This window comes from Pelatocladus sp. (assembly GCF_059505505.1).
Map to the genome: position 1 here is coordinate 19,909 of NZ_JCACKS010000213.1, position 21,252 is coordinate 41,160.

The window sequence follows — 21,252 nt, forward strand, 5'->3', positions numbered from 1 at the left end:
CCGAGAAGCCGCTACGCGTCTACCAGACGCGCAGCGCTTTGAAAACGGTGTCCTTTTTTTCAATCCCACGGCTTAAGCCGTGGGATTAAGAGTTCCCTGTTCCTTTTTGACGATCAACTCTACTTAAAGACCAATTTCGACATCTTCAAGGATGCCTAGTGCGTCAGGAACGAGGACAGCGAGGGAGTAGTAAACACTAACCAGGTAGGAAATAACGGCCTTTTCGTTAATACTCATGAAGCGCACAGATAAACTAGGCTGATATTCATCTGGAATGGCAGTTTTATGAAGACCAATGACACCCTGGTTGGCAGCTCCCACACGCATTAACATAATGGAGCTAGTACGCTGTGCTGTAACGGGAATCTTATTGCAAGGATAGATGGGAATACCACGCCAAGATGGAATTGCACTATTACCCATAGGGATAGGATCGGGATAGAGTCCAAGGCGGCTGCATTCCCGACCAAAAGCAGCAATAGCGCGGGGATGAGCCAAGAAAAAGCTCGGTTCTTTCCAAACGATGGAGAGCAATTCATCGAGATCATCGGGAGTTGGCGGACCACTGCGCGTAAAGATGCGTTGTTTGAGATCGGCATTATGTAACAGTCCAAAGTCACGATTGTTAATCATTTCGTGTTCTTGGCGTTCCCGTAATTCTTCGATGGTCAGCCGTAATTGTTCCTCCGTCTGATTCATGGGTTCGTTGTAGAGGTCAGCAACCCGTGTATTCATTTGCAGAATGGTTTGAGCGACGCTTAACTCATATTCTCGTGGATTGGTTTCATAATCTGCAAAAGTCCCAGGTAATATTGCCTCTGGCAGGTGGCCTGAGGTAATATCGATGGAGGCTTCTCCATATTGGTTTTGGGGTTGGCGCAATTTTTCCCTGAATCGATCCACTTGCGTTTGTAAGGCCTCAGACTGGTTAACCAGGTTTTGAAAGGCTGCTTGAGGCAATGACAAGATGGTGCAACGGGTAATGGCAACGAGGGTGACATCCCAAGTATCCTGGGATTCGACTAAAGCGTAGTCGCCAAAATGGTCGCCATCGGCTAATACAGCTAAAACAACTTGATCGTCATACTTGCCTGGGCCAATTTTATTTACCTTACCATGAGCAATCAGCAATACTTGCTCGGCGTCTTGACCTGCTTGGATGATCACATCTCCCGGAGCATATTCTCGTTGGACAAATTGACCAGCCAAGGCGTTTAAGACTCCGACATCTTCAAATCCCTGCAACAAGGGTAACTCAGTGAGTTCTTGAGGAATGACCTGTATTTGAGCTCCTGTATTGGTAAAGCTGACCCGTCCATCTCCAACCATATAGGTTAAGCGACGGTTGACCCGATAGCTACCACCCACCGTTTCTATCCAAGGCAGCAGTTTTAACAGCCACCGCGAGCTGATGCCTTGCATCTGGGGTTGGGTTTTGGTGGTCGTTGCTAGCTTACGTGCAGCTTCTGTACTCAAGCTCATTTGCTGCTGTAAACCCTCAATTTCTGAATTGGGTAGATTCGCAAAAGTGGTCATAAAATATCCTTACTGATTAACAACAAAAAACTGATCTGATTAACTGGATTACAAACTCAACCTTCCTGGACTGGATAACAACTCGACCCACGTAGCTGAGGTGTCCAGCCCAGTGGGTTTGCCAAACCCAACACTTGAACTATTACGAAATTGAAATTCGTTATCGGGATCGCCGACCATATACCACCCACCTCAGTACGCTGCACATCTAGTGCCTTGGATTCAGGTCAAAATCGTCGTATAGAATCGACAGTTCAGTTAGACCTGGTAGCGTGCACTCTTGCTGTGCCATTCGCGGCTGCCGCCCATCCACGCGTGCAGACCCGCCAGATACCGCCAAAGCTCCATCGAGGGGACTTTGGACATAATCTGCCGCTGCGCGGTCTCGAATTCGCGCACCAAGTCATTGTGGATCTTCGCAGTGCGATCAGTCCCCTCCTGCAATGAGCAGCCACTTTCGCCGGCGATAATGGCGGGCAGTCCGCCGTCACCGATACCTGGCTGAGTCTCCTTAGCCATCGAGTAAAGGTCATTGAGAATAATGGTTGCAGTACCGGCAATCATGGTGGCTCGGCGGACTGCGGGAATGGAGTAGATCTCGCCCGGCACTTCGTAGCCGCCGATGATATCGATTAGCGTCAGGCACGGTCCGAAGCTGTTGGCTTGGCGAACGGCTAAGTATTCCCACACAGGAGGCAGACCGCCTGTCATCCGCCAGGCCGCCTCCCAATTCATCGGAATAAACATGGTGACGGTGCCGAGGCGGACTCGATCGACCTGCTCAGGCGTACCATACTCGGCAACGCGGTTGATATAGGCAGTGAGGCCGACGCGAACCGGGTCGGACTTCATTGCTGCCTGGAATTGAGCGTCGTACTCCGGGTCAAGAATATAAACTGGGTCGAGCGCCGATTGGGTGAGGGCGAGGCGACGGGCGATAATGGTGGGGTCAGAGCCGGTACGTTCGTCATCGCAGTAATGGTCGTCCACAGCAAACTCAGCAGCCATGCACTGCGCAGCCAGCAGGAGCCGGTCGGGGTCATTCGTGTCGGGATGAATGAGCATGGCGTAGCGGCCGTAGTTACAAGCTCGAACGTAGTCGAGCTGTCCAGCGTAGATCCCAATCTGCTCGACCCAGGCCACCAGCCTTTCGTTGACATCGTTCGCCAGATCCTCGTCAATGCGAATTGGATCTGGGCAGTACAGCGAGGGGATGGTAACCCCTGCTGGAGATTCAAACGGTGGCTGGCAGACGGATGTGTTTGGACCGAGAAAGGTGGTGAGCGTGATCGGCGCGGTTACAGATCCCCCAAAGAGGGGTGTTTGAGGCGGCGTCGGGGGGCAGGTCACGGCATCGGGTGTCGAATCCGCTGCGGCTTGCCCACGATTGCTCTTGAGCGCTTCAACGAGCCGGACGGCTGAAGTGCCTAGTCCCGTAGGATTTATGGTGAATTTATGCACTTGGCTCCTCGCTTGCATAGAAATATGATTCACGCAGCCCAGCTAACAGCCGAAACGGCGATCGCGCACGCTGTAGGCTTGGACGGCTTGCAGGAGATTGGCCCTGGTGAAGTCGGGCCAATGGCAGTCGCAGAAATACAACTCAGAGAGCGCCCCCTGCCACAGCAGAAACCCTGAAGTTCGGTACTCTCCGGATGTACGAATGATCAGATCCGGATCGGGCTGGCCTCCAGTTGACAGGCGCGCGGTCAAAAGTTCCTCCGTGATCTCGGTCTCGCCGGAAGCAACAACATCAGCAATCACGGATTGGATCGCCTCCAGGAGATCCTCTCGTCCGCCGTAGGCGATCGCGAGATTGACCAGCATCCCTGAGACGTCGCGTGTCTTTTCCGCAGCGGCTCGCAACACCGTCGCCAGCCTGTCCGGTAAGAGTTCCAGCGAGCCGATGTGGTTTAGCTTGAAGCGCTTGCCATCGACCAAGCGCCGCACCACATTCTCGTCAATCTCGTACAGAGCTTGCAGCTCCGTACTAGGACGGCTTCTGATATTGTCCGTGGACAGCATCCACAGCGTCACGATTCGGATTCCCAAATCCTCACACCAAGACAAAACCTCGGGAATCTTATCGAAACCGATGCGATGTCCTTCACTGACGTCTGCAAGTTTTTGAGCGCGTGCCCAGCGACGGTTCCCGTCAAGGATGATCGCAACATGACGGGGCACCTCTCCATGATCACTATGCTCCGGAGGTCTGTTTTGGTCAAATATGGAGATCGTAGCGTCCATAGCACCCTCGTATTGTGAATATTCGCCGCATCGCAAATTTAATCAGCGAGTAAGCGAAAGTACGCGCAGACCAAGGCATATAAAATTCTGGCAGTTTAGAGGGTTGCACGATCTGCGCTGGTTGTCTTTTGCATCTGAATCGGTCACTGGTGGTGGTCAAGGAGTATCCTTGCCATCCCGACCACATCTGTGGAGTAGTTTTATCCCATATGAGAGGATATTTTGTCAATAACATGAGTGAAAATCTTGAGTAATTTAGCTATCAAGAATGACATTTTAAACCAAGAGATTTCAGTGTAATCTCTTAGAAAAATTGCTCTATTAGATTTTGTGAATATCTAATCTTTTTTGCCATTAACTCTTGCAATTCCGTGCTTATTTAATAAAAAATAGCCCAGAATATCTTTACACGTATTTTTGGCTTTTGATAAATATCGTACAGCTTCTTGTTGAAATTAAATAGCTGTATTTATTCACTCTACATTTCTTAAAACTTTTGCAATAGAATTCAAAGTGTCTTTGAGGACACGCATTGGTTGAGTGGGGGCGATCGCAGGCGCTCATCCCAAATCCCATAATCATAATCTTCCGATCCCTCTGCCCCGCCCAAAATTCCCATTTCATAAGCCCAAGCTTTAGAATGTACCCGTGCCGCTTCCAGGTTTGGGTTCAGCCGTGCCAGCCAAGGTACATAACAACTGGGCAACTCAAAAGGTTGCTTGCTTAAAGTCATTGTCCATTTAAACTTATCAATTTGACGCTTTTTGTCTTGATTGAAGTCGTATTAATTTGACATTTGCGGTTAATCATTGATGCAGTGAAGTTACTCCTTGTAATCAAAAAACTTACAATTTACTCTTGCAAACATGTCGTAAGGTTGTTTAAGATAATCTGCTTTCTTTGTGAGTACTTAAATAAAATAAGTGGCTTTTTAGTGAACTTTCATTCTCCAATAATCTTAATGAATATATGCTGATTGACTATCAATTGCTGCTTCTAAAGAACTAGGTTCACAAAGAGCAGCAACTCGAACCCACTAGGAAAGTTTGTCATATATCTTCAGCTAAGTATTATTGTTGCTCTATCTCCAAAAATAGCCATAAACAGTTGTCTCTAAGATAATCTCAGCTTTATCAATAAAATGCAATAAGAGTTAAGACTGTAGTTATTATTAACTGAACAGTTAAGACAGTTAAGAGAATAATTAAGTAGATAGTTAAGATAGTTAAGACAGTTAAGAGAATAATTAAGTAGATAGTTAAGATAGTTAAGACAGTTAAGAGAATAATTAAGTAGATAGTTAAGTGAATAATTCAAATATTTAAAAAATAATAAGTAATATATAGCAATCCTAAATGAGATCCAAATAAATCTGTTCCCTGCCTCCACGAGTAGTTTGTAAATCAAATAGGATTGCTATACCCCAATACGGTTCAGTTAAAGCTGAAAGCGTTATTGATGGCGATCGCATTTATTTCTGGATGAAAAGTACCCCGATTTTGATAACCCGCAACTTGGGTTATTAGCAATAACCAGACTAGTTCTATCCTTGTAAGTACCTAAACAGAATTAATTACACATCTTGTTTCTAAGAGTGCCTATTGCCTATTGCCTGTCTCCACGAATGAATTTAATTTTGTGCGACTACTTAATGCGTACTGGTGTGGAAAATCAGGGTGTGATTGGTCTACATCAAACAGGTAAGTAGTCAGACGGAATTAATTACAAAAAATTAGACTTGAAACGCTTACCTAGCCGAGAACTCATCTGTAAGTATTTTTGTCCGGTTACTTATCCCCGACGAATATCAACCCAGCTTGTCCGTTCGATTCATGGATATCAGCGAAAAGGCGATCATTTCCTACCTCGTCACCGCCTACTACTCCGCAGCTGTCCTTGTCCCCGACGCACTTGGTATCCTTGAAGAGGTTGAAATCGGGCGCTGATCCGGTTATTTTTCTCTCTGTTTATTTTTACCTTGGCTTGACCACAAATACAGAACAATGGGCTTCTTCTACTACTTGACTACTAACCGAACCCTGAACAATTCGGTTCATACCAGTTAATCCACGACTACCAATCACAATTAAATCAGCTTTGTAAATATTGGCAAGGCGGATTATTTCTTCTGCTGGATCGCCACTGACTAATTCTATTTCACTAGCAACTGGCAACTGCGTTTGGTAGGATTGTAATAATTTTTCGACTTGTAAAGAAGAAAGAACTTGGGAATCTGAGTGAGGGCGATCAGCAGCTAGTTCCATTTCTGAGTCAGGGGGAGGAAAAACATGGCAAAGGATTACTTTGCTGTCTTTTGGTAGTACTAAATCGTTTAAAGCCTCAATGACTCGCTCTGCAATGCCTGAAGAGTCTAGAGCAACCACAATAGTCTTTAGCACGGCTTGTATCTCCAAAAGCGCAAACTCCTGAAATTAAAATTGATGATTTTCAAGATTATACTAAGGTTAATTTAGGCTTAAAGTTTAAGTTTGATGCCATAATTTGGTTTTTGTCAAAAGTCTGAAGAAAAATTAATAATTTCTGTTTGTTGTTTGTTTGGCAAACAATCAACTATTAACAAATATGATTTATTCTTCTTTTTGAACTCGCCGTCTGACTGAATTAACATGAGAGGGTAAGCCTTCAGCTGCTGCTAATGCATCAATTACACCTGCGACTTTTTCCAAGGCAGTTTGTGAGTACTGGATAATACTTGAATGTTTCAGGAAGGTTTCGACTCCTAGTGGCGAAGCGTAGCGAGCTGATCCAGAGGTAGGTAAGGTATGGTTAGGTCCAGCAATGTAATCTCCTACAGCTTCCGGTGTAGAGTAACCCAAGAAAATAGCACCAGCATGACGAATCCATGTTAGCACTGCCCAAGGATCTTCAACTTCTAGTTCTAGGTGTTCGGGAGCAAATTCGTTAGAAAGTTCAGCTGCTGCTTGTAGGGATTCTACAATTACAATTAAGCCGTAGTGGGCAAGTGCTTTTTCTGTGAGGGTGCGTCGGGGGTGATCTATTAGTTGTCTTTCTACAGCAACTTGCACGTTCTTAGCTAAAGCTGGATCTGTCGTCAACAAGATTGCTGCTGCCATTGGATCATGTTCAGCTTGTGCTAGCATATCTGCTGCAACATGAACAGCATTTGCAGTTTCATCGGCAATAATTAGCACTTCGCTCGGTCCTGCCAAACAATCAATCCCGACTGTTCCATAGACTAGTTTTTTTGCCAAGGTTACATAAATATTACCTGGTCCGGTGATCACATCAACTTTAGGAATTGTTTTTGTGCCATAGGCTAAAGCAGCGATCGCTTGCGCTCCCCCGACGCGATAAATTTCTTGTAACCCAACTTCGTGGGCAGCTATCAAAACTGATGGGTAAATTGTTTTACTTGCTCCTGGTGGAGTTACCATAATTATACGGGGTACTCCCGCTATCTGCGCTGGAATTGCATTCATTAATACCGTACTTGGGTATGCTGTACGACCACCAGGCACGTATATTCCCGCTCTGTCTACAGGTGTATACCGTTTACCGAGAACTACTTCGTCATCTTCAAAGTTTACCCAACTTTTTGGAACTCGTTGGCGGTGAAACGCTTCGATTTGGCGACAGGCCAATCTAATTGCTTCCACCAGTTCTTTCGAGACTTGTTGATAAGCAGCATCTATTTCTGATCCTGTAACTCGTAGTTCTTCTGGTCTGAGAATTTGATGGTCAAATTCTTCTGTGTAATGCAATACAGCTTTATCACCTTGGCGCTTCACCGCTTGCAACACTTCCCGTACTGTTGCTTCTTTATGAAGCACCTGTTCGTCATTGGTGCGATCGCAGATCCGTTGTAATTCTGATCTGACGTCTGCCTGCTGAGTAATGATTCGCAGCATGGAGTAAGGACAATGCCAACTTTAAAATATTCTCACTTGAGAATGAGCTTTGCTTCTTGCCCCACGGGGGAAGGGTAGCTAACACTAACTCTCTTTTCTAGCTTAACCTGGATTTTTTTGATACTTCCAAGCTTTGTAGCATAAAATTCTTTACAAAGGCTACTAAATTATGGTTATTCTGGTTCATTTTCGGCTAGTTGAGCATTACTCAGATATTTTGGCTAGTTGCTCTCAATGGCAAGCAAGCCAATTATTACTTAGCTTATTATTCGTCATATCCCAAACTTAGGAATATGGTTGGTTTTCATATTTAATCGGCTTTTGATTGCATAGGTAGGCTCTGAGTATACTTTTTGCCTATCTTTCTAATTTAGTAGCTAAAACTACTTTATAGACACAAATACCTGGATGTCTATATTTCGAGCTTTAGAGTTTAGCTGTTCACACTTGATTACCTCTATCAATACATACATTTGAAAACACATTAAATTTCAGGCTATTGCAACCACTTGATAACGAGTGGTGAATGAGATAACTAATTTATCGAGTACCTAATTTTAACGTATTTATAGCGGTGAAAACAAAATATAAAGAGGCTTTCATAAATACTGTCTGTCAAGTCAAAATTTATGTTTTCATAAGGATCAGATAAATTTTCAGCAAGTGTTTGCAAATTTCTTGAACCAAAAATTTCTCAAGTACATATACTTAATTTATCTTCCTACAAATTATTATGGGATTTCTGTGACTAATTTAACAAATAGATTTTTATCAATACACATACAGGCTAACAAAAAGTGAGGATGTAGTGAATTTGGCTACATCCCCACCTATATTGCATGACTATGCTAGTTTATTCGTCGTCGTCTTCATCCTCAAAATCATCTTCGTCGTAGTCATCCTCGTCGTCTTCTGTTAGATCGTTGATTTCACCAGGAATCAAATCATCATCATCCAAAATTGACTTTGGTCTGCTACCATAAGTAGCCTCTCCCATGCCTAGAGACGGAGAGTCTAGGTTGTAGGTACGGGCTGTGCGATCGTCCAGCACCATATCTAATGGATCTTCAACTTCATCCAAGACACTATTGCTAAACGAATCAGCATAGTCCTCTACTATACCAGGTTCTTCATAGGCATTAAAGCCTGTACCAGCAGGAATCAATCGTCCGATAATTACGTTCTCTTTCAAACCACGTAACCAGTCAGATTTACCTTCAATCGCAGCTTCGGTTAATACCCGTGTAGTTTCTTGGAAGGATGCAGCAGAAATAAAGCTATCAGTATTCAAAGATGCTTTGGTAATACCCAATAGTACGGGTGTATATTGCGCCCTTGCACCACCAGTAATTGCCATAGCTTCGTTTACCTGCTCGATTTGACGCAGTTCGACCAATTCACCAGGTAGCATTGTGGTGTCACCACCATCATCGACCCGGACTTTTGCAGTCATTTGTCTGACAATGACTTCAATGTGTTTGTCGGCAATATCAATACCTTGAGACTGATATACTAATTGCACTTCATTCACAAGGAAAGTTTGTACTTTCTGCAAAGCATGGCTGGCGCAGGCATAAATTCCATCTTCAGAACCAAGGTTAAAGAAGACTTCTAAGATTTCATGGGGATTAGCGGGCCCATCTGTGAGTGTTTGTCCCGCACTAATAGTTTGCCCATCGGTGACTACTAAGTTTTGTCCTGGCCCGATGGGATAATCTGTGACTACGCCGTTGGGTTCGATGACTTTAACAGCGATCGCTTCATCACCATCGCCATAGATGACCTTGACTTCTCCCGCTCTCTTGGCCAAAATACACGCTTCTTTGGGCTTACGAGCTTCGAGGAGTTCTTCAATTCTGGGTAAACCTTGGATGATGTCTCCTGTCTTGGCGCGTTCAAACACTAGCAATACTAAGTTATCACCACGCTGTACCAAATCCCCATCTTCTATTTGTAAGATCGCACCAGCACTAACGCGATAAGGACGACCAAGGCGAATGGTAACAGAGTAGTTTTGAGTTGTAATAGCTGATTCGTCAGACGTAGTTTCCCCTGTACTTTCTACTTTTTTCACTGCTACAACTTGCCCAGATTCTTCAGCAAAGACTCCTGGGGCGATTTCTGTACCTTCTACGAGCAAGTCACCCGGCTTAAATTTCGGTTGGACAGCAGTACTCATCCTCACCATATCGTGTTGTTTACGCAACACTAAGCAACGACGAACAGCTTCCGTACCTTTTTTGACGCCCCGCACGATACCGCCTTCTTTACACAAAATTTGGGTACGTGCTACTACTGCGCCAGGAGAAATGGTTTGTCCGTCTTCGACCTCAAGGGTTGTATTCGTACTACCTTGAGTAGCATCAGCAGTAATATCTCGACGAACTGTTAAAGATTCCAAAATCACCAACTGCAAACGCTGAATTTCAGAATCATCGGTATCAGCAACCAATTCAATATCTGCTGCTAAGGGGGAGGCTGTATGGTCTTGTTCGTCTTCTTGCTCAATTTCCAACACTAGTTGGGTTCGTAGCAGTTCTACGCCTTCAACACATTTAACACGTTCAGAATCTTTGTAGGGTAAACGTTGTACCGCACGCAACTCAATCGAACGAGCTGTTTGCTGACTTACGGATGTGGTAGATGGCACATCGGGATAGTTTGGTACGGCATACTCAACAACTGAACGAATCAATAAAGCTGGACCTTCTGGTGTTTCCACGTACTGAATGTAGCGTAGTTCGTTAAAGGTTTGCCCCAGTAATTCTTCACCAGGTTGGATAAAAGTATTATCTTTGCTCATGACTGCTTCTGGATCATCGACCATCAGCAGTTCTCCGGGCTTAATCACCACTTCCCGCAGAATGTCATTTTTCTGGGTAACTTCGATGACACCATTGTTTTGACAGAAGATATCTTTAACTACCTCAGTACCAGCTTCAACATACTGACCGTCTTCGACCAACAACAAGGAAATGTCTTTGTTAACTTCGTGGGTTTCTTCGGGAATCCACAATAAGCTTCCTCCCTGTACTACTTCATAACCTTGCTTGGCTTTACCTTTTTTCTGGACTTCTACACCAGCGTATCTGAGCATTCCACCAGTGGTCGTACGATAGCGATCATCAATTAACTCAGCAACTACCTGACCGTTTTGAACTTTGGTACCTGGGGTGGCTCTGAGGTTAAATACTTGGTTGTTGCCAGTACTAACTAAGTAGTTATTTTTACCTTGAGAGCTTTGGACAGTAACTGTAGCTTGATCTAAAACTACAGAGGCTGTAATAATCTCAATTTCTCGTGTAGATTTACCTGGGGTTGCTTCTGGTATACGCACTACACCGCCATGCTGAGTAGTAAGCTTGGTTTCTGCCAAAACACCATTGGTAGTAACAGTATCGTTTTCTTTGACCACCAATTCGGCACCAGGTGGTAAGTTGTAAACTTCCCCTGACAAAATCCAGATTAAACCACCCCGTGCGGCTGTAGTTGTGGTGTTACCTTGACGGTCTGTTTTTTGTTCTGCGACAACATCGGCAAACTTAACCTCTCCTGCTAAGTCAGAAGCTACGTCTTTGACAGCTTTTTCTGTATTAGCACGAGTTGTGCGTCCGCCAAGCGCTACTTCTGCGATTAACTGACCTTGCTTGACTTTTTGTCCATCTACAACGTACAGTGTTGAACCTTGAGTGACGTCAATTTCCTTGGTGGTTGAGTTACCAGCATCCAAAGTTAACGTACCGTTGGCTTCTACATACAAAGCATCTTCACCGTGGCGGGTACGATAGGGTCTTGTCCGCAGGCGGCGAGGGAAACGAACTGTACCATCAATTACAGCACGTTCTTGTTTAGCAACTTCCCCGGTGAACACACCGCCTGTGTGGAAAGTACGCATCGTTAACTGCGTACCTGGTTCACCGATACTTTGGGCAGCAATAATACCAACAGCTTCACCCAAATCCACCATTTTGGCATGGGCTAAACTCCAGCCGTAGCAATGTTGGCAGACCGATCGCGCGGCTTCGCAAGTCAGGGGCGATCGCACAACTACTTCAGTAACGCCTGATTTTTCAATTATTCTTGCTAGGTCATCAGAAATGGGCGTATTTCGGGGTGCAATCATTTCACCTGTAGTTGGGTGTACCACATCTTCGCCCACAACTCGTCCCATCAGGCGAGTTTCCAGCCTAATCATGACTTTACTACCTTCAGTCATGGCTCGGATGGGGATTCCTCTGGTAGTGCCACAATCAAATTCGCGGATAATCACATCCTGGGAAACGTCCACCAGACGCCGGGTGAGATAACCGGAGTCTGCTGTGCGGAGGGCTGTATCTACCAAGCCTTTGCGCGCACCATAAGAAGAAATAATATATTCAGTTACGGTAAGTCCTTCCCGGAAGTTGGTTTTGATTGGCAAGTCGATAATTTCCCCTTGTGGATCTGCCATCAGTCCCCGCATTCCCACCAATTGTCTTACCTGGGAAATATTACCCCTTGCTCCAGAGAATGCCATCATGTACACGGAGTTGAGGGGGTTGGTCTGTTTGAAGTAGGTAACAACTTCGTCTTTGAGGGCTTCGGAAGTTCCGTTCCAGGTATCAATTACTTTTTGAAAACGCTCTACTTCCGTAATTTCCCCACGTTGGTAACGTTCTTCAGTGGCGCGAATTTCTGCTTCTGCGGCTTCAAGGAGCGATCGCTTGGAAGGAGGCACCATCAAGTCTTCTACACTTATTGAAACACCAGCTTTGGTAGCGTAACGGAAGCCTAATTCTTTTAATTTATCCGCCATCACAGCCGTCCGGGCTGTACCATAGTGTGTAAACGACCAAGAAATTAAGTTTCGCAGTTGACCTTTGTCAACGACGCGATTGCGGAAAATCATTTTGTCGTTAGTCATTTGTCAAGAGTCCTTAGTCAATAGTCCAGAGTCAAAAGTCTAGAGTCAAAAGTCAATGGTCAAGAGTCTAGAGTGATGGCTAATGACAATTGACTTCTGACAATTGACAATTGACTAACTTGCGATCGCTTCCTGAATTGCTTTATTGTAAATTACACGACCTGGAGTTGTGTAAATATACTGAGAAATAACTTTACCTTGAGCGTCTTCTCTAACTCGACGGTATTTATACAACTTAGTCACGCTACCATCATCATTTTTGGTCACTTTTTGTGGCTCATGATCGGGTTGTCCTGACTCAACTTCGCCGTCATAACGGACATAGACGTAGGCGTGCAGGTCTACTTGCTCCTGATCGAAAGCCATAATCACATCTTCTAAAGAAGCAAAATATCGTCCTGCACCTTTGGTGGCGTTGGGATTTTCTGCGGTTAAGTAATAGGAACCTAATACCATATCTTGGCTAGGTGTAATGATCGGCTTACCTGTGGCCGGAGACAAAATGTTGTTAGAAGCCAACATCAATAATCGTGCTTCTGCTTGTGATTCCAGAGATAACGGTACATGTACCGCCATTTGGTCTCCGTCAAAGTCAGCGTTAAAAGCCGGACACACTAACGGGTGTAGCTGGATGGCTCTTCCTTCTACCAAAATTGGTTCAAAAGCCTGAATACCCAAGCGGTGTAGTGTCGGAGCGCGGTTGAGCAAAACGGGGTGTCCTTCAATTACTTCTTCCAAGACATCCCAAACACTGGGGTCAGATCGGGAAATAAGTTTTTTCGCAGCTTTAATATTGTTTACCATGCCACTACGAATCAAGCGGTGGATCACAAACGGCTGGAATAGCTCAATTGCCATTTCTCGTGGTAAACCACATTGGTGGATATTCAACTTCGGCCCCACTACAATTACAGAACGCCCGGAGTAATCTACCCGTTTACCCAGCAAGTTTTGCCGGAAACGCCCTTGTTTACCCTCAATAATGTCTGACAAAGATTTTAAGGGACGGTTGTTTGCTCCAACTACCGTCCGTCCCCGCCGACCATTATCAATCAATGCGTCTACCGCTTCTTGCAGCATCCGCTTCTCGTTGCGAACGATAATCTCTGGAGCTAATATCTCTTGTAAGCGTGCTAGACGGTTATTGCGATTAATTACCCGACGATACAAATCATTCAAGTCGCTGGTTGCAAAGCGTCCACCATCAAGTTGCACCATCGGGCGTAAATCTGGCGGGATTACGGGAATGACAGCCATTACCATCCACTCTGGTTTCGAGCCAGTGGCGATAAAGTTATCAATTACGCGCAAACGCTTAATTAGCTTCGCCCGTTTTTGACCTTTGGCAGTGGTAATTTCTTCGCGCAGAGTTTCAGCTTCTTGTTCAAGGTTTATATCAGCAAGTAGACGCAGTAATGCTTCTGCACCAATGCCCACCTCTACACCTTGTAAAGTAGAATCTTCGCTGTAAATTTGATCTTCAATTTCTAGCCACTGGTCTTCACTAAGTAATTGTTTATAACTTAGGGTTTCAGCATTACCAGGGCTAAGAACTACATAGGAATTGAAATAAACAATTTGCTCAACATCCCGCAGAGGCATATCCAAGAGGATGGAGATATAACTAGGAATACCTTTGAGATACCAAACGTGAGCTACAGGCGCAGCAAGTTTAATGTAACCCATGCGGTGGCGACGTACTCGCGATTCGGTAACTTCCACACCACAACGTTCACAAACAATCCCGCGATGCCGTACTCTTTTATACTTCCCACAATGACATTCCCAATCTTTTGCTGGGCCAAAGATGCGCTCGCAGAACAAGCCATCCATCTCTGGTTTGAGAGTCCGGTAGTTAATTGTCTCTGGTTTAGTGACCTCACCAACGACTTGACCATTTGGTAGTGTTCTTTCACCCCACTGACGAATACGTTCGGGCGATGCCAAGCCAATTTTAACGTAGTCAAACTGATTAGTTTGGGCGTTTCTCATTTGTTTAATGCTGCGTTTAAGTTATGACTTCACAAGCAGCACGGGCATAATTAGCCGTGCTAGTGGGAGGAGTATTTAGTTTTAGTCAATAGTCAAGATCCAAGAGTCAATAGTCATTGGTTATTTGTTTTGACAATGGACTATTGACAATGGACTATTGACTATTCCTCTTCTTCGATCGACTCGCGGCTGAGGGATTCGTAGGTTGGGCGTGGAGGTGTACGACGAGCGTTATTGTCTGCCATCAAATCAACTTCTACGTCTACAGTACTGCCATCTGTTTGGGTTTCTACCTTATGGACGGCAATATCCAAACCTAGAGATTGCAATTCTCGCATTAACACCTTGAAAGACTCTGGTGTTCCTGGTCGAGGAATAGCTTTACCCTTGACGATCGCATTGAGTGCTTCATTGCGCCCTTGCATATCGTCTGATTTGACTGTCAGCAATTCCTGCAAAGTGTAAGCAGCACCAAAGGCTTCCAACGCCCACACTTCCATTTCTCCAAATCGCTGACCACCTTGCTGGGCTTTACCACCCAAAGGCTGTTGAGTCACCAAGGAGTATGGGCCAGTAGAACGAGCATGGATCTTATCATCTACTAGGTGTACTAGCTTCAGCATGTAAGCCACACCCACAGTTACTGGTCTGTCAAAGGGTTCGCCAGTACGACCGTCATAGACCAGGATTTTACCTGGATCATCTGGGTTAAATACCCAGTTTCTGCCAGTTTCATCCCGTGCTTCTTGCAATTTGCCATGAACAATTGTCCGGGATGCTTCTTGGCCGTACATTTCATCGAAGGGGGTAATCTTAAATCGCATTCCCATGATGTGACCAGCCCAACCCAACAGACACTCAAATACTTGTCCGACATTCATCCGGCTAGGTACACCCAAGGGGTTGAGGACGATATCGACTGGTGAGCCATCAGGCAAATACGGCATGTCTTCCATTGGCAAAATCTTGGAGATAATCCCCTTATTACCGTGGCGTCCTGCCATTTTGTCGCCGACTTGGATTTTCCGCTTCTGGGCTACATACACCCGTACCACCATGTTGGCTCCGGGCGGTAGTTCGTCACCTTGTTCGCGGGTGAAGATCCGTACGTCTACGACGCGTCCTTTTTCACCGTTGGGTACACGTAAGGAATTATCCCGTACATCCCGCGCTTTTTCACCGAAGATGGCTCGCAGTAGTTTTTCTTCGGGTGGTTGATCAGATTCACCTTTGGGAGTAACTTTACCAACTAGAATATCTCCGGCTTCTACCCATGCACCAATGCGGATAATTCCTTGTTCATCTAAATTCCGCAGGGCGTCTTCACCGACGTTAGGGATTTCTCTGGTGATTTCTTCTGGTCCAAGTTTTGTTTGTCTGGCCTCAATTTCATATTTTTCAATGTGAATTGAGGTGTAGATATCATCTTGTACCAATCTTTCGGAAATCAAAATCGCGTCTTCGTAGTTATAGCCTTCCCAAGGCATATAAGCGACAACGATATTTTGTCCCAGGGCCAATTCTCCGCCTTCGGTTGAGGAACCATCTGCTAGCACCTGACCAGCAACAACTCGTTCATTCATGCGGACGAGGGGTTTTTGATTGAGGCAAGTATCTTGGTTGGAACGCTGGTACTTAGATATGATGTATTCAATTTCCGCAGGGGGTTTGGCACTTTCCTCTCCTGGGCGTAGTCGTGGACGTACACGAATTTTAGTCGCATCTACATAGGTGACGTCGCCGTCGGTGCGGGAGACAATCACCATCCCAGAGTCTCTAGCTCCCTGAGCTTCTAAGCCTGTACCTACCAAAGGACGTTCTGGCTTGAGCAGAGGTACTGCTTGCCGTTGCATGTTCGATCCCATCAAAGCGCGGTTAGCGTCGTCATGCTCCAAGAAGGGAATCATGCTCGTAGCTACCGACACAATTTGTACAGGAGAGACTGCGATATAGTCTACTTGTTCCGGCGTTGTGGTGGAGAATTCCTGACGGTAGCGTACAGGTACTTCAGGACCGATCAGATGACCATTTTCATCAACTGGTGCATCTCCAGCCGCCACCCGGAAGTCGTCTTCTTCATCGGCGGTCATGTAAGTTGGTTGGATATCGTGCCTGACGTACCCATTTTCTACGGGACGGAAGGGCGTTTCTAAAAAGCCGTATAGGTTTACCCGTGCATGGGTTGCCAAGGAACCAATCAAACCAGCATTGGGGCCTTCTGGTGTTTCAATTGGGCAAATACGTCCGTAGTGCGATGGGTGAATATCCCGGACAGCAAAGCCTGCGCGTTCGCGAGTCAAACCACCAGGTCCAAGGGCAGACAGACGGCGTTTGTGGGTCAATTCTGCCAAGGGGTTGGTTTGATCCATGAACTGCGACAATTGGCTGGAGCCAAAAAATTCTTTAATTGCTGCTACCAAAGGTTTGGGGTTAACCAAGGAAGCAGGGGTGAGAACTTCGGCATCGGATACAGTCATACGCTCACGAATAATCCGTTCTAAACGGTTTAAACCAACTCTGACTTGGTTTTGCAGTAATTCGCCTACACTTCTGACTCGGCGATTTCCGAGGTGATCAATGTCGTCTATACTACCAATGTCGTATTCCAGGTTAATTAGATAATCCACCGCAGCCAAGATATCTGGGGGGGTGAGTACCCGCATTGTTTCTGGTACTTGCAGACGCAGTTTTTTGTTAAGTTTATAGCGTCCGACCCGTCCTAAGTCATAACGCTTAGGATCAAAGAAGCGAGAGTCAAGGAGTTGTTGTCCACCTAAGACTGTCGGTGGTTCACCTGGGCGCAGTTTGCGATACAGTTCCATCAGGGCTTCTTCTTCGGAGAATTGTCCTTCTTTTTCGATGGTTTTTTGGAAATATTCAGGGTGGCGCAGGGCGTCAAAGATTTCGTTATCTGACAATCCCAATGCTTTTAATAGCACTTGGGCCGACAATTTGCGGGTTTTGTCGATGCGTACCCACACTAAGTCGTTACGGTCTGTTTCAAATTTCAGCCAAGCTCCTCGGTTAGGAATTAAACTAGCTGAATAAGTACGCCGTCCGTTTTTGTCAATTTCTGATTTGTAGTAAACTCCTGGCGATCGCACGATCTGGTTGACAATCACTCGCTCTGCACCGTTAATAATAAACGTGCCGCGATCTGTCATCAGAGGCAGGTCTCCAATGAATACTTCTTGTTCTTTTATTTCCCCCGTTTCTTTATTGATCAAACGTGTGGGTACATACATTTGTACCGCGTAAGTGCTATCCCGCCGCTTGGCTTCGTCAACGTCGTACTTTGGTTCCTTCAGTTTGTAATTCTGACCTAAAAAGTGCAGTTCAAGTTTGCCAGTGTAGTCAGTAATAGGACTAAAGGAGTTAAGTTCTTCGATTAGCCCTTCTTCTAAAAACCAACGAAAACTAGAACGCTGGATTTCAATTAAGTCGGGCAACAAAAAGGCGGGTTCCATTATTGTGTCGTTAGTCATGCCTCTACCTTTGTCAACCTGGTTAAACTTGTCTTGTTCTGTGTGTGTGAGAACTTTTCCTTAACACCACCTGCTATATGCAAGTGCAGGCAAACGGAGCAATTAAACCTGGAAAGAGCAATTTTGGCAAGAGGGTATTCGCTCCCTTTGCTGAATTTTCAAAAACAGAAGATGCTTCAGTTTCGCCTTAGTGTGTTTTGCTCTGTTCACTTCTCCTCCGAAAACCGCGTTCTTCATTGACGCAGTTCTTTTGACAGTTGCCTTTCATAGACTATGGTGTCTTTAACCCAAAGCGATGATATCCTAGTACTGAGCAAATAATTTTCTCAGCTTGCGGCTTGTCTATGTAGCTTGAGGTTTGCGGATAATACTCACAAAAAAATTTCGTTTATAAATTTGTATAACTTTAATGATTGAGCCAAAATCTAGCTCTACCTGAGTGGAAAGTGGGTAGTTATAGATTTTTAGCATCATGTGTGGAGCTTAGGAGGATGATCAAGTGAATAGTTGTACAACAAAAGCACAGAAGTCAGTAATTTGCCTCCTTAAACATTATGGCGCAAGTAAATATTTTTTGGAGGGTACAATAATATCATATTTTTGTCACCTCAAATTTTCTTTTCTAGAAATAGTCATAAAAAATATACGTAATACATTATTTTATAGCGTCAAACCGAATAATTTACAGGCATTTTGGGTAGTAAGAGCTGCGATCGCATCAGTGGTTTCTCCTCGCAGACGGGCTACTTGTTCAGCCACGTAGCGAACATAGGCGGGTTCGTTACGTTTTTCACCCCGTTTTGGCACTGGTGCGAGAAAAGGACAATCTGTTTCAATCAACAGGCGATCGCTTTTCACCATCGCAGCAGATTCTTGAATTTGTTTAGCATTTTTAAAGGTGACAGTACCGCTAAAGCTAATATAAAAGCCCAAATCTAGAAACCATTGAGTTTCTTCCGGCGTTCCACCCCAGCAGTGCATTACACCTCGTACACTCTCACCTTTGAGATTTTTCCATTTTTGCAGTACCTTCCTGACTTCTGCCGTAGCATTACGGCAGTGGATAATCACTGGTAAATTGAGTTCAGCTGCTAAATTCAGCTGTGCTTCAAATACCAAGTATTGCTGTTCGTAGTTGTCAGCTTTGTAAAAATCCAGCCCCATTTCCCCAATTGCTACAACTTTAGTATCTGATAGAGCCAGAGATTTGATCTCATCTGCTGTTTGATTATTCCATTTGTCTGCATCTAAAGGATGTAAACCTACAGCAAAGCTAAGTTCGGGAAACTGATGAGCTAAAGCCGCAATACTACTAAATTCCGTTGGCTCGACACAGGAGTGGACTAAATGCACTACACCCGCTTCTTGCCATCGCGATCGTACTGTTTCTAAATCTGACTGGAAAACATCAAAGTTGATGTGAACGTGTGTATCTATTAGCTGCATTGTTAGTTTTTTTGTTTTTTGTCCTTTGTAACGACAAAGGACAAATGACCAATGACCAATGACTAGGATGCAGTTACTGCTGGTTGGGTGTGGGCTTTTAATCTTTGAGCTAGCCTAGATTTTTTTCTAGCTCCATTGTTGGGATGGAGGACACCTCGCTTCACTGCTTTATCGATTTTGCTGTAAGCTTCCGACATCCGAGTTTGGACTTCTTGCTGTGATTCCGGGGTTGGGTTTGCTGCATAGGTTTCTACCGCAGCAAAGTATTTCTTCATCAGCGTCTTAACAGCTGATTTATAAGCTTTATTCCTTAAACGATTGCGCTCTGCGATTTTGGCGCGCTTGAGAGCAGACTTTGTATTCGCCACAGTCAGTTCCAGAAAGACTATAAATATGTACACACACTACTAGACTTACTAATATAGCATCCAAAACGCCAATGTTAAGATTTCTGAGAAAAAAGTCAGGTTTTTGTATTTGAGTCTACATTCTTGGGGAGCGGGGACAGGGGATTCTCCAGAGGAGACGCTACGCCTAGACGCGCAAGCGGCTTCTCACAGAGTACGGGGATAGGAATTGAGTGTTAGTTATTTTTCCTTGTCTCCCTTGTCCCCGATTACCTGTCCTCGATCCCTTTGTTCATAATTTTTCATCATCAAAAGCTATCTTTATCTGCTAACAGTAGTCACTCAGTAGGTCAAAATAATTTCTAAGAATATGGCTTTGAAAATAATCAAAAATTTTGATGGCAGTTTTAATCTTGAACCACACGCAAAAAAGAATCTGTATAAATTATTGAATAGTGAAGCATTTTTAAATCAAATTTGCCAAAACTTACAGTGTGAACAAGTAGAATTTACAGAATTGCTTTTTCAGCCAGTCCCTTACAGTACAACTACTCCTAAAGGAATGCCACCAGAATTTGAACAATATCATGAGTCGGACGAGTATGTCATTATTAATGTTCCACCTAACTTCATGTTCACAGCCAAAATATTTCAACCTAGTCGCCTTTGTGCTGTTTATAAGAAATTAGGAATCAGGAACTAGGAACTGAGCAGTACAAAAAATATCGCTCACCAACCACAATTGTAATGTAAGGACGCAAAGCTTTGCATCTCTACTAGCCACTAGTTACTGACTACTGTTTATTATGACTACAGACACAAACATTCCTTCTTTAGCAAACTTAGAATACATCCCTTATATTGACGAAACTGGTCAATTACCTGAATATCTACAAGGTAAAATCGGAGTCTATGCTATTTTTGACCAGCAACAAGTGCTGCAATTTGTAGGATATTCTCGTGATGTTTATCTTAGCCTCAGACAGCACATAGTCCGCCAGCCACAACAATGTTATTGGGTGAAAGTACAAACGATTGAACGCCCCAGCCGCGCCGTATTAGAAAATATCGAAAAGGCTTGGATAGAAGAAAATGGCTCTGTACCTGCTGGTAACGGGGATGATAAAGACAAATGGACACAGCCAATAGATGCTAAAGCATTAATCACGGCTGAAGAACAGGCAAATTATGAAAATTCTATTGATGAAATCACGCAAATCAAAATTATTAAAAATGTAGCGCGGCGAGTCGAGGCTGAGATTTTAAAAGTTTTAGAAGAACGGGGTTTGCAAACGCAGATACGATTTAATCCCAAGTTGAAGGAAGAGGGATTATTGGATTTGAAATAAATCTACTTATAAGGTCAAACGATTCCTGGGATTATGTATCAAAAGGCAGGATACCAG

13 protein-coding genes and 1 pseudogene are annotated in these 21,252 nt (G+C 44.6%); 3 read left to right on the plus strand and 11 right to left on the minus strand.

Annotation, left to right across the window (positions count from 1 at the left end; all coding sequences use genetic code 11):
- Window positions 1-123: 123 nt before the first annotated feature.
- From AC5JMK_RS18625 to AC5JMK_RS18640, 4 genes are all read right to left on the minus strand, one after another.
- A complete protein-coding gene (locus tag AC5JMK_RS18625) occupies window positions 124-1,536 on the minus strand; it encodes a family 2B encapsulin nanocompartment shell protein (protein ID WP_096676476.1) in 1,413 nt (470 codons plus the stop codon).
- Between the two features lie 258 nt (window positions 1,537-1,794).
- Window positions 1,795-2,997: a family 2 encapsulin nanocompartment cargo protein terpene cyclase gene (locus AC5JMK_RS18630; RefSeq protein ID WP_495910775.1), complete on the minus strand. Its 1,203-nt coding sequence runs from the start codon at window positions 2,995-2,997 to the stop codon at window positions 1,795-1,797.
- Window positions 2,998-3,039: 42 nt separating this feature from the next.
- The gene (uppS, locus tag AC5JMK_RS18635) at window positions 3,040-3,783 is read right to left on the minus strand and encodes a polyprenyl diphosphate synthase (RefSeq protein ID WP_495910776.1); all 744 of its coding nucleotides are present in this window, start codon (window positions 3,781-3,783) and stop codon (window positions 3,040-3,042) included.
- 508 nt (window positions 3,784-4,291) lie between these two features.
- The gene (locus tag AC5JMK_RS18640) at window positions 4,292-4,516 is read right to left on the minus strand and encodes a hypothetical protein (RefSeq protein ID WP_096676474.1); all 225 of its coding nucleotides are present in this window, start codon (window positions 4,514-4,516) and stop codon (window positions 4,292-4,294) included.
- A 1,060-nt stretch (window positions 4,517-5,576) separates the two neighbouring features.
- Between AC5JMK_RS18640 and AC5JMK_RS18645 the strand changes: the two are divergent.
- A pseudogene (locus AC5JMK_RS18645) lies at window positions 5,577-5,729 on the plus strand (Crp/Fnr family transcriptional regulator); the annotation flags it as partial.
- Between the two features lie 27 nt (window positions 5,730-5,756).
- Here AC5JMK_RS18645 and AC5JMK_RS18650 read toward each other — a convergent pair.
- From AC5JMK_RS18650 to rpsT, 7 genes are all read right to left on the minus strand, one after another.
- The gene (locus AC5JMK_RS18650) at window positions 5,757-6,182 is read right to left on the minus strand and encodes a universal stress protein (protein ID WP_096676473.1); all 426 of its coding nucleotides are present in this window, start codon (window positions 6,180-6,182) and stop codon (window positions 5,757-5,759) included.
- A 189-nt stretch (window positions 6,183-6,371) separates the two neighbouring features.
- Window positions 6,372-7,673: a histidinol dehydrogenase gene (hisD, locus tag AC5JMK_RS18655; protein ID WP_096676472.1), complete on the minus strand. Its 1,302-nt coding sequence runs from the start codon at window positions 7,671-7,673 to the stop codon at window positions 6,372-6,374.
- A gap of 853 nt (window positions 7,674-8,526) precedes the next feature.
- Window positions 8,527-12,576, minus strand: coding sequence for a DNA-directed RNA polymerase subunit beta'' (locus AC5JMK_RS18660; RefSeq protein WP_096676471.1), 4,050 nt, complete (start codon window positions 12,574-12,576; stop codon window positions 8,527-8,529).
- Between the two features lie 114 nt (window positions 12,577-12,690).
- Window positions 12,691-14,568, minus strand: a complete 1,878-nt coding sequence (locus AC5JMK_RS18665) for a DNA-directed RNA polymerase subunit gamma (RefSeq protein WP_096676470.1) — start codon at window positions 14,566-14,568, stop codon at window positions 12,691-12,693.
- A 161-nt stretch (window positions 14,569-14,729) separates the two neighbouring features.
- On the minus strand, window positions 14,730-18,053 hold the full coding sequence (gene rpoB / locus AC5JMK_RS18670; RefSeq protein WP_495910777.1) for a DNA-directed RNA polymerase subunit beta: 3,324 nt from the start codon (window positions 18,051-18,053) through the stop codon (window positions 14,730-14,732).
- Window positions 18,054-18,713: 660 nt separating this feature from the next.
- On the minus strand, window positions 18,714-19,499 hold the full coding sequence (locus AC5JMK_RS18675; RefSeq protein WP_096676468.1) for a TatD family hydrolase: 786 nt from the start codon (window positions 19,497-19,499) through the stop codon (window positions 18,714-18,716).
- A gap of 62 nt (window positions 19,500-19,561) precedes the next feature.
- On the minus strand, window positions 19,562-19,867 hold the full coding sequence (gene rpsT / locus AC5JMK_RS18680) for a 30S ribosomal protein S20 (RefSeq protein WP_096676467.1): 306 nt from the start codon (window positions 19,865-19,867) through the stop codon (window positions 19,562-19,564).
- Window positions 19,868-20,216: 349 nt separating this feature from the next.
- Between rpsT and AC5JMK_RS18685 the strand changes: the two genes are divergently transcribed.
- Entirely contained in the window at window positions 20,217-20,549 is a 333-nt protein-coding gene (locus tag AC5JMK_RS18685) for a hypothetical protein (RefSeq protein ID WP_495910778.1), read from the plus strand.
- A 103-nt stretch (window positions 20,550-20,652) separates the two neighbouring features.
- The gene (locus AC5JMK_RS18690; protein WP_096676465.1) at window positions 20,653-21,195 is read left to right on the plus strand and encodes a GIY-YIG nuclease family protein; all 543 of its coding nucleotides are present in this window, start codon (window positions 20,653-20,655) and stop codon (window positions 21,193-21,195) included.
- Window positions 21,196-21,252: the final 57 nt, after the last annotated feature.

What these genes read in the sequence shown, in the direction of transcription:
- AC5JMK_RS18625 (WP_096676476.1), bottom strand. Translation starts at nt 1,536, where the DNA reads ATGACCACTTTTGCGAATCTACCCAATTCAGAAATTGAGGGTTTACAG.
- uppS (WP_495910776.1), bottom strand. Translation starts at nt 3,783, where the DNA reads ATGGACGCTACGATCTCCATATTTGACCAAAACAGACCTCCGGAGCAT.
- AC5JMK_RS18640 (WP_096676474.1), bottom strand. Translation starts at nt 4,516, where the DNA reads ATGACTTTAAGCAAGCAACCTTTTGAGTTGCCCAGTTGTTATGTACCT.
- hisD (WP_096676472.1), bottom strand. Translation starts at nt 7,673, where the DNA reads ATGCTGCGAATCATTACTCAGCAGGCAGACGTCAGATCAGAATTACAA.
- AC5JMK_RS18660 (WP_096676471.1), bottom strand. Translation starts at nt 12,576, where the DNA reads ATGACTAACGACAAAATGATTTTCCGCAATCGCGTCGTTGACAAAGGT.
- AC5JMK_RS18665 (WP_096676470.1), bottom strand. Translation starts at nt 14,568, where the DNA reads ATGAGAAACGCCCAAACTAATCAGTTTGACTACGTTAAAATTGGCTTG.
- rpoB (WP_495910777.1), bottom strand. Translation starts at nt 18,053, where the DNA reads ATGACTAACGACACAATAATGGAACCCGCCTTTTTGTTGCCCGACTTA.
- AC5JMK_RS18675 (WP_096676468.1), bottom strand. Translation starts at nt 19,499, where the DNA reads ATGCAGCTAATAGATACACACGTTCACATCAACTTTGATGTTTTCCAG.
- AC5JMK_RS18685 (WP_495910778.1), top strand. Translation starts at nt 20,217, where the DNA reads ATGGCTTTGAAAATAATCAAAAATTTTGATGGCAGTTTTAATCTTGAA.
- AC5JMK_RS18690 (WP_096676465.1), top strand. Translation starts at nt 20,653, where the DNA reads ATGACTACAGACACAAACATTCCTTCTTTAGCAAACTTAGAATACATC.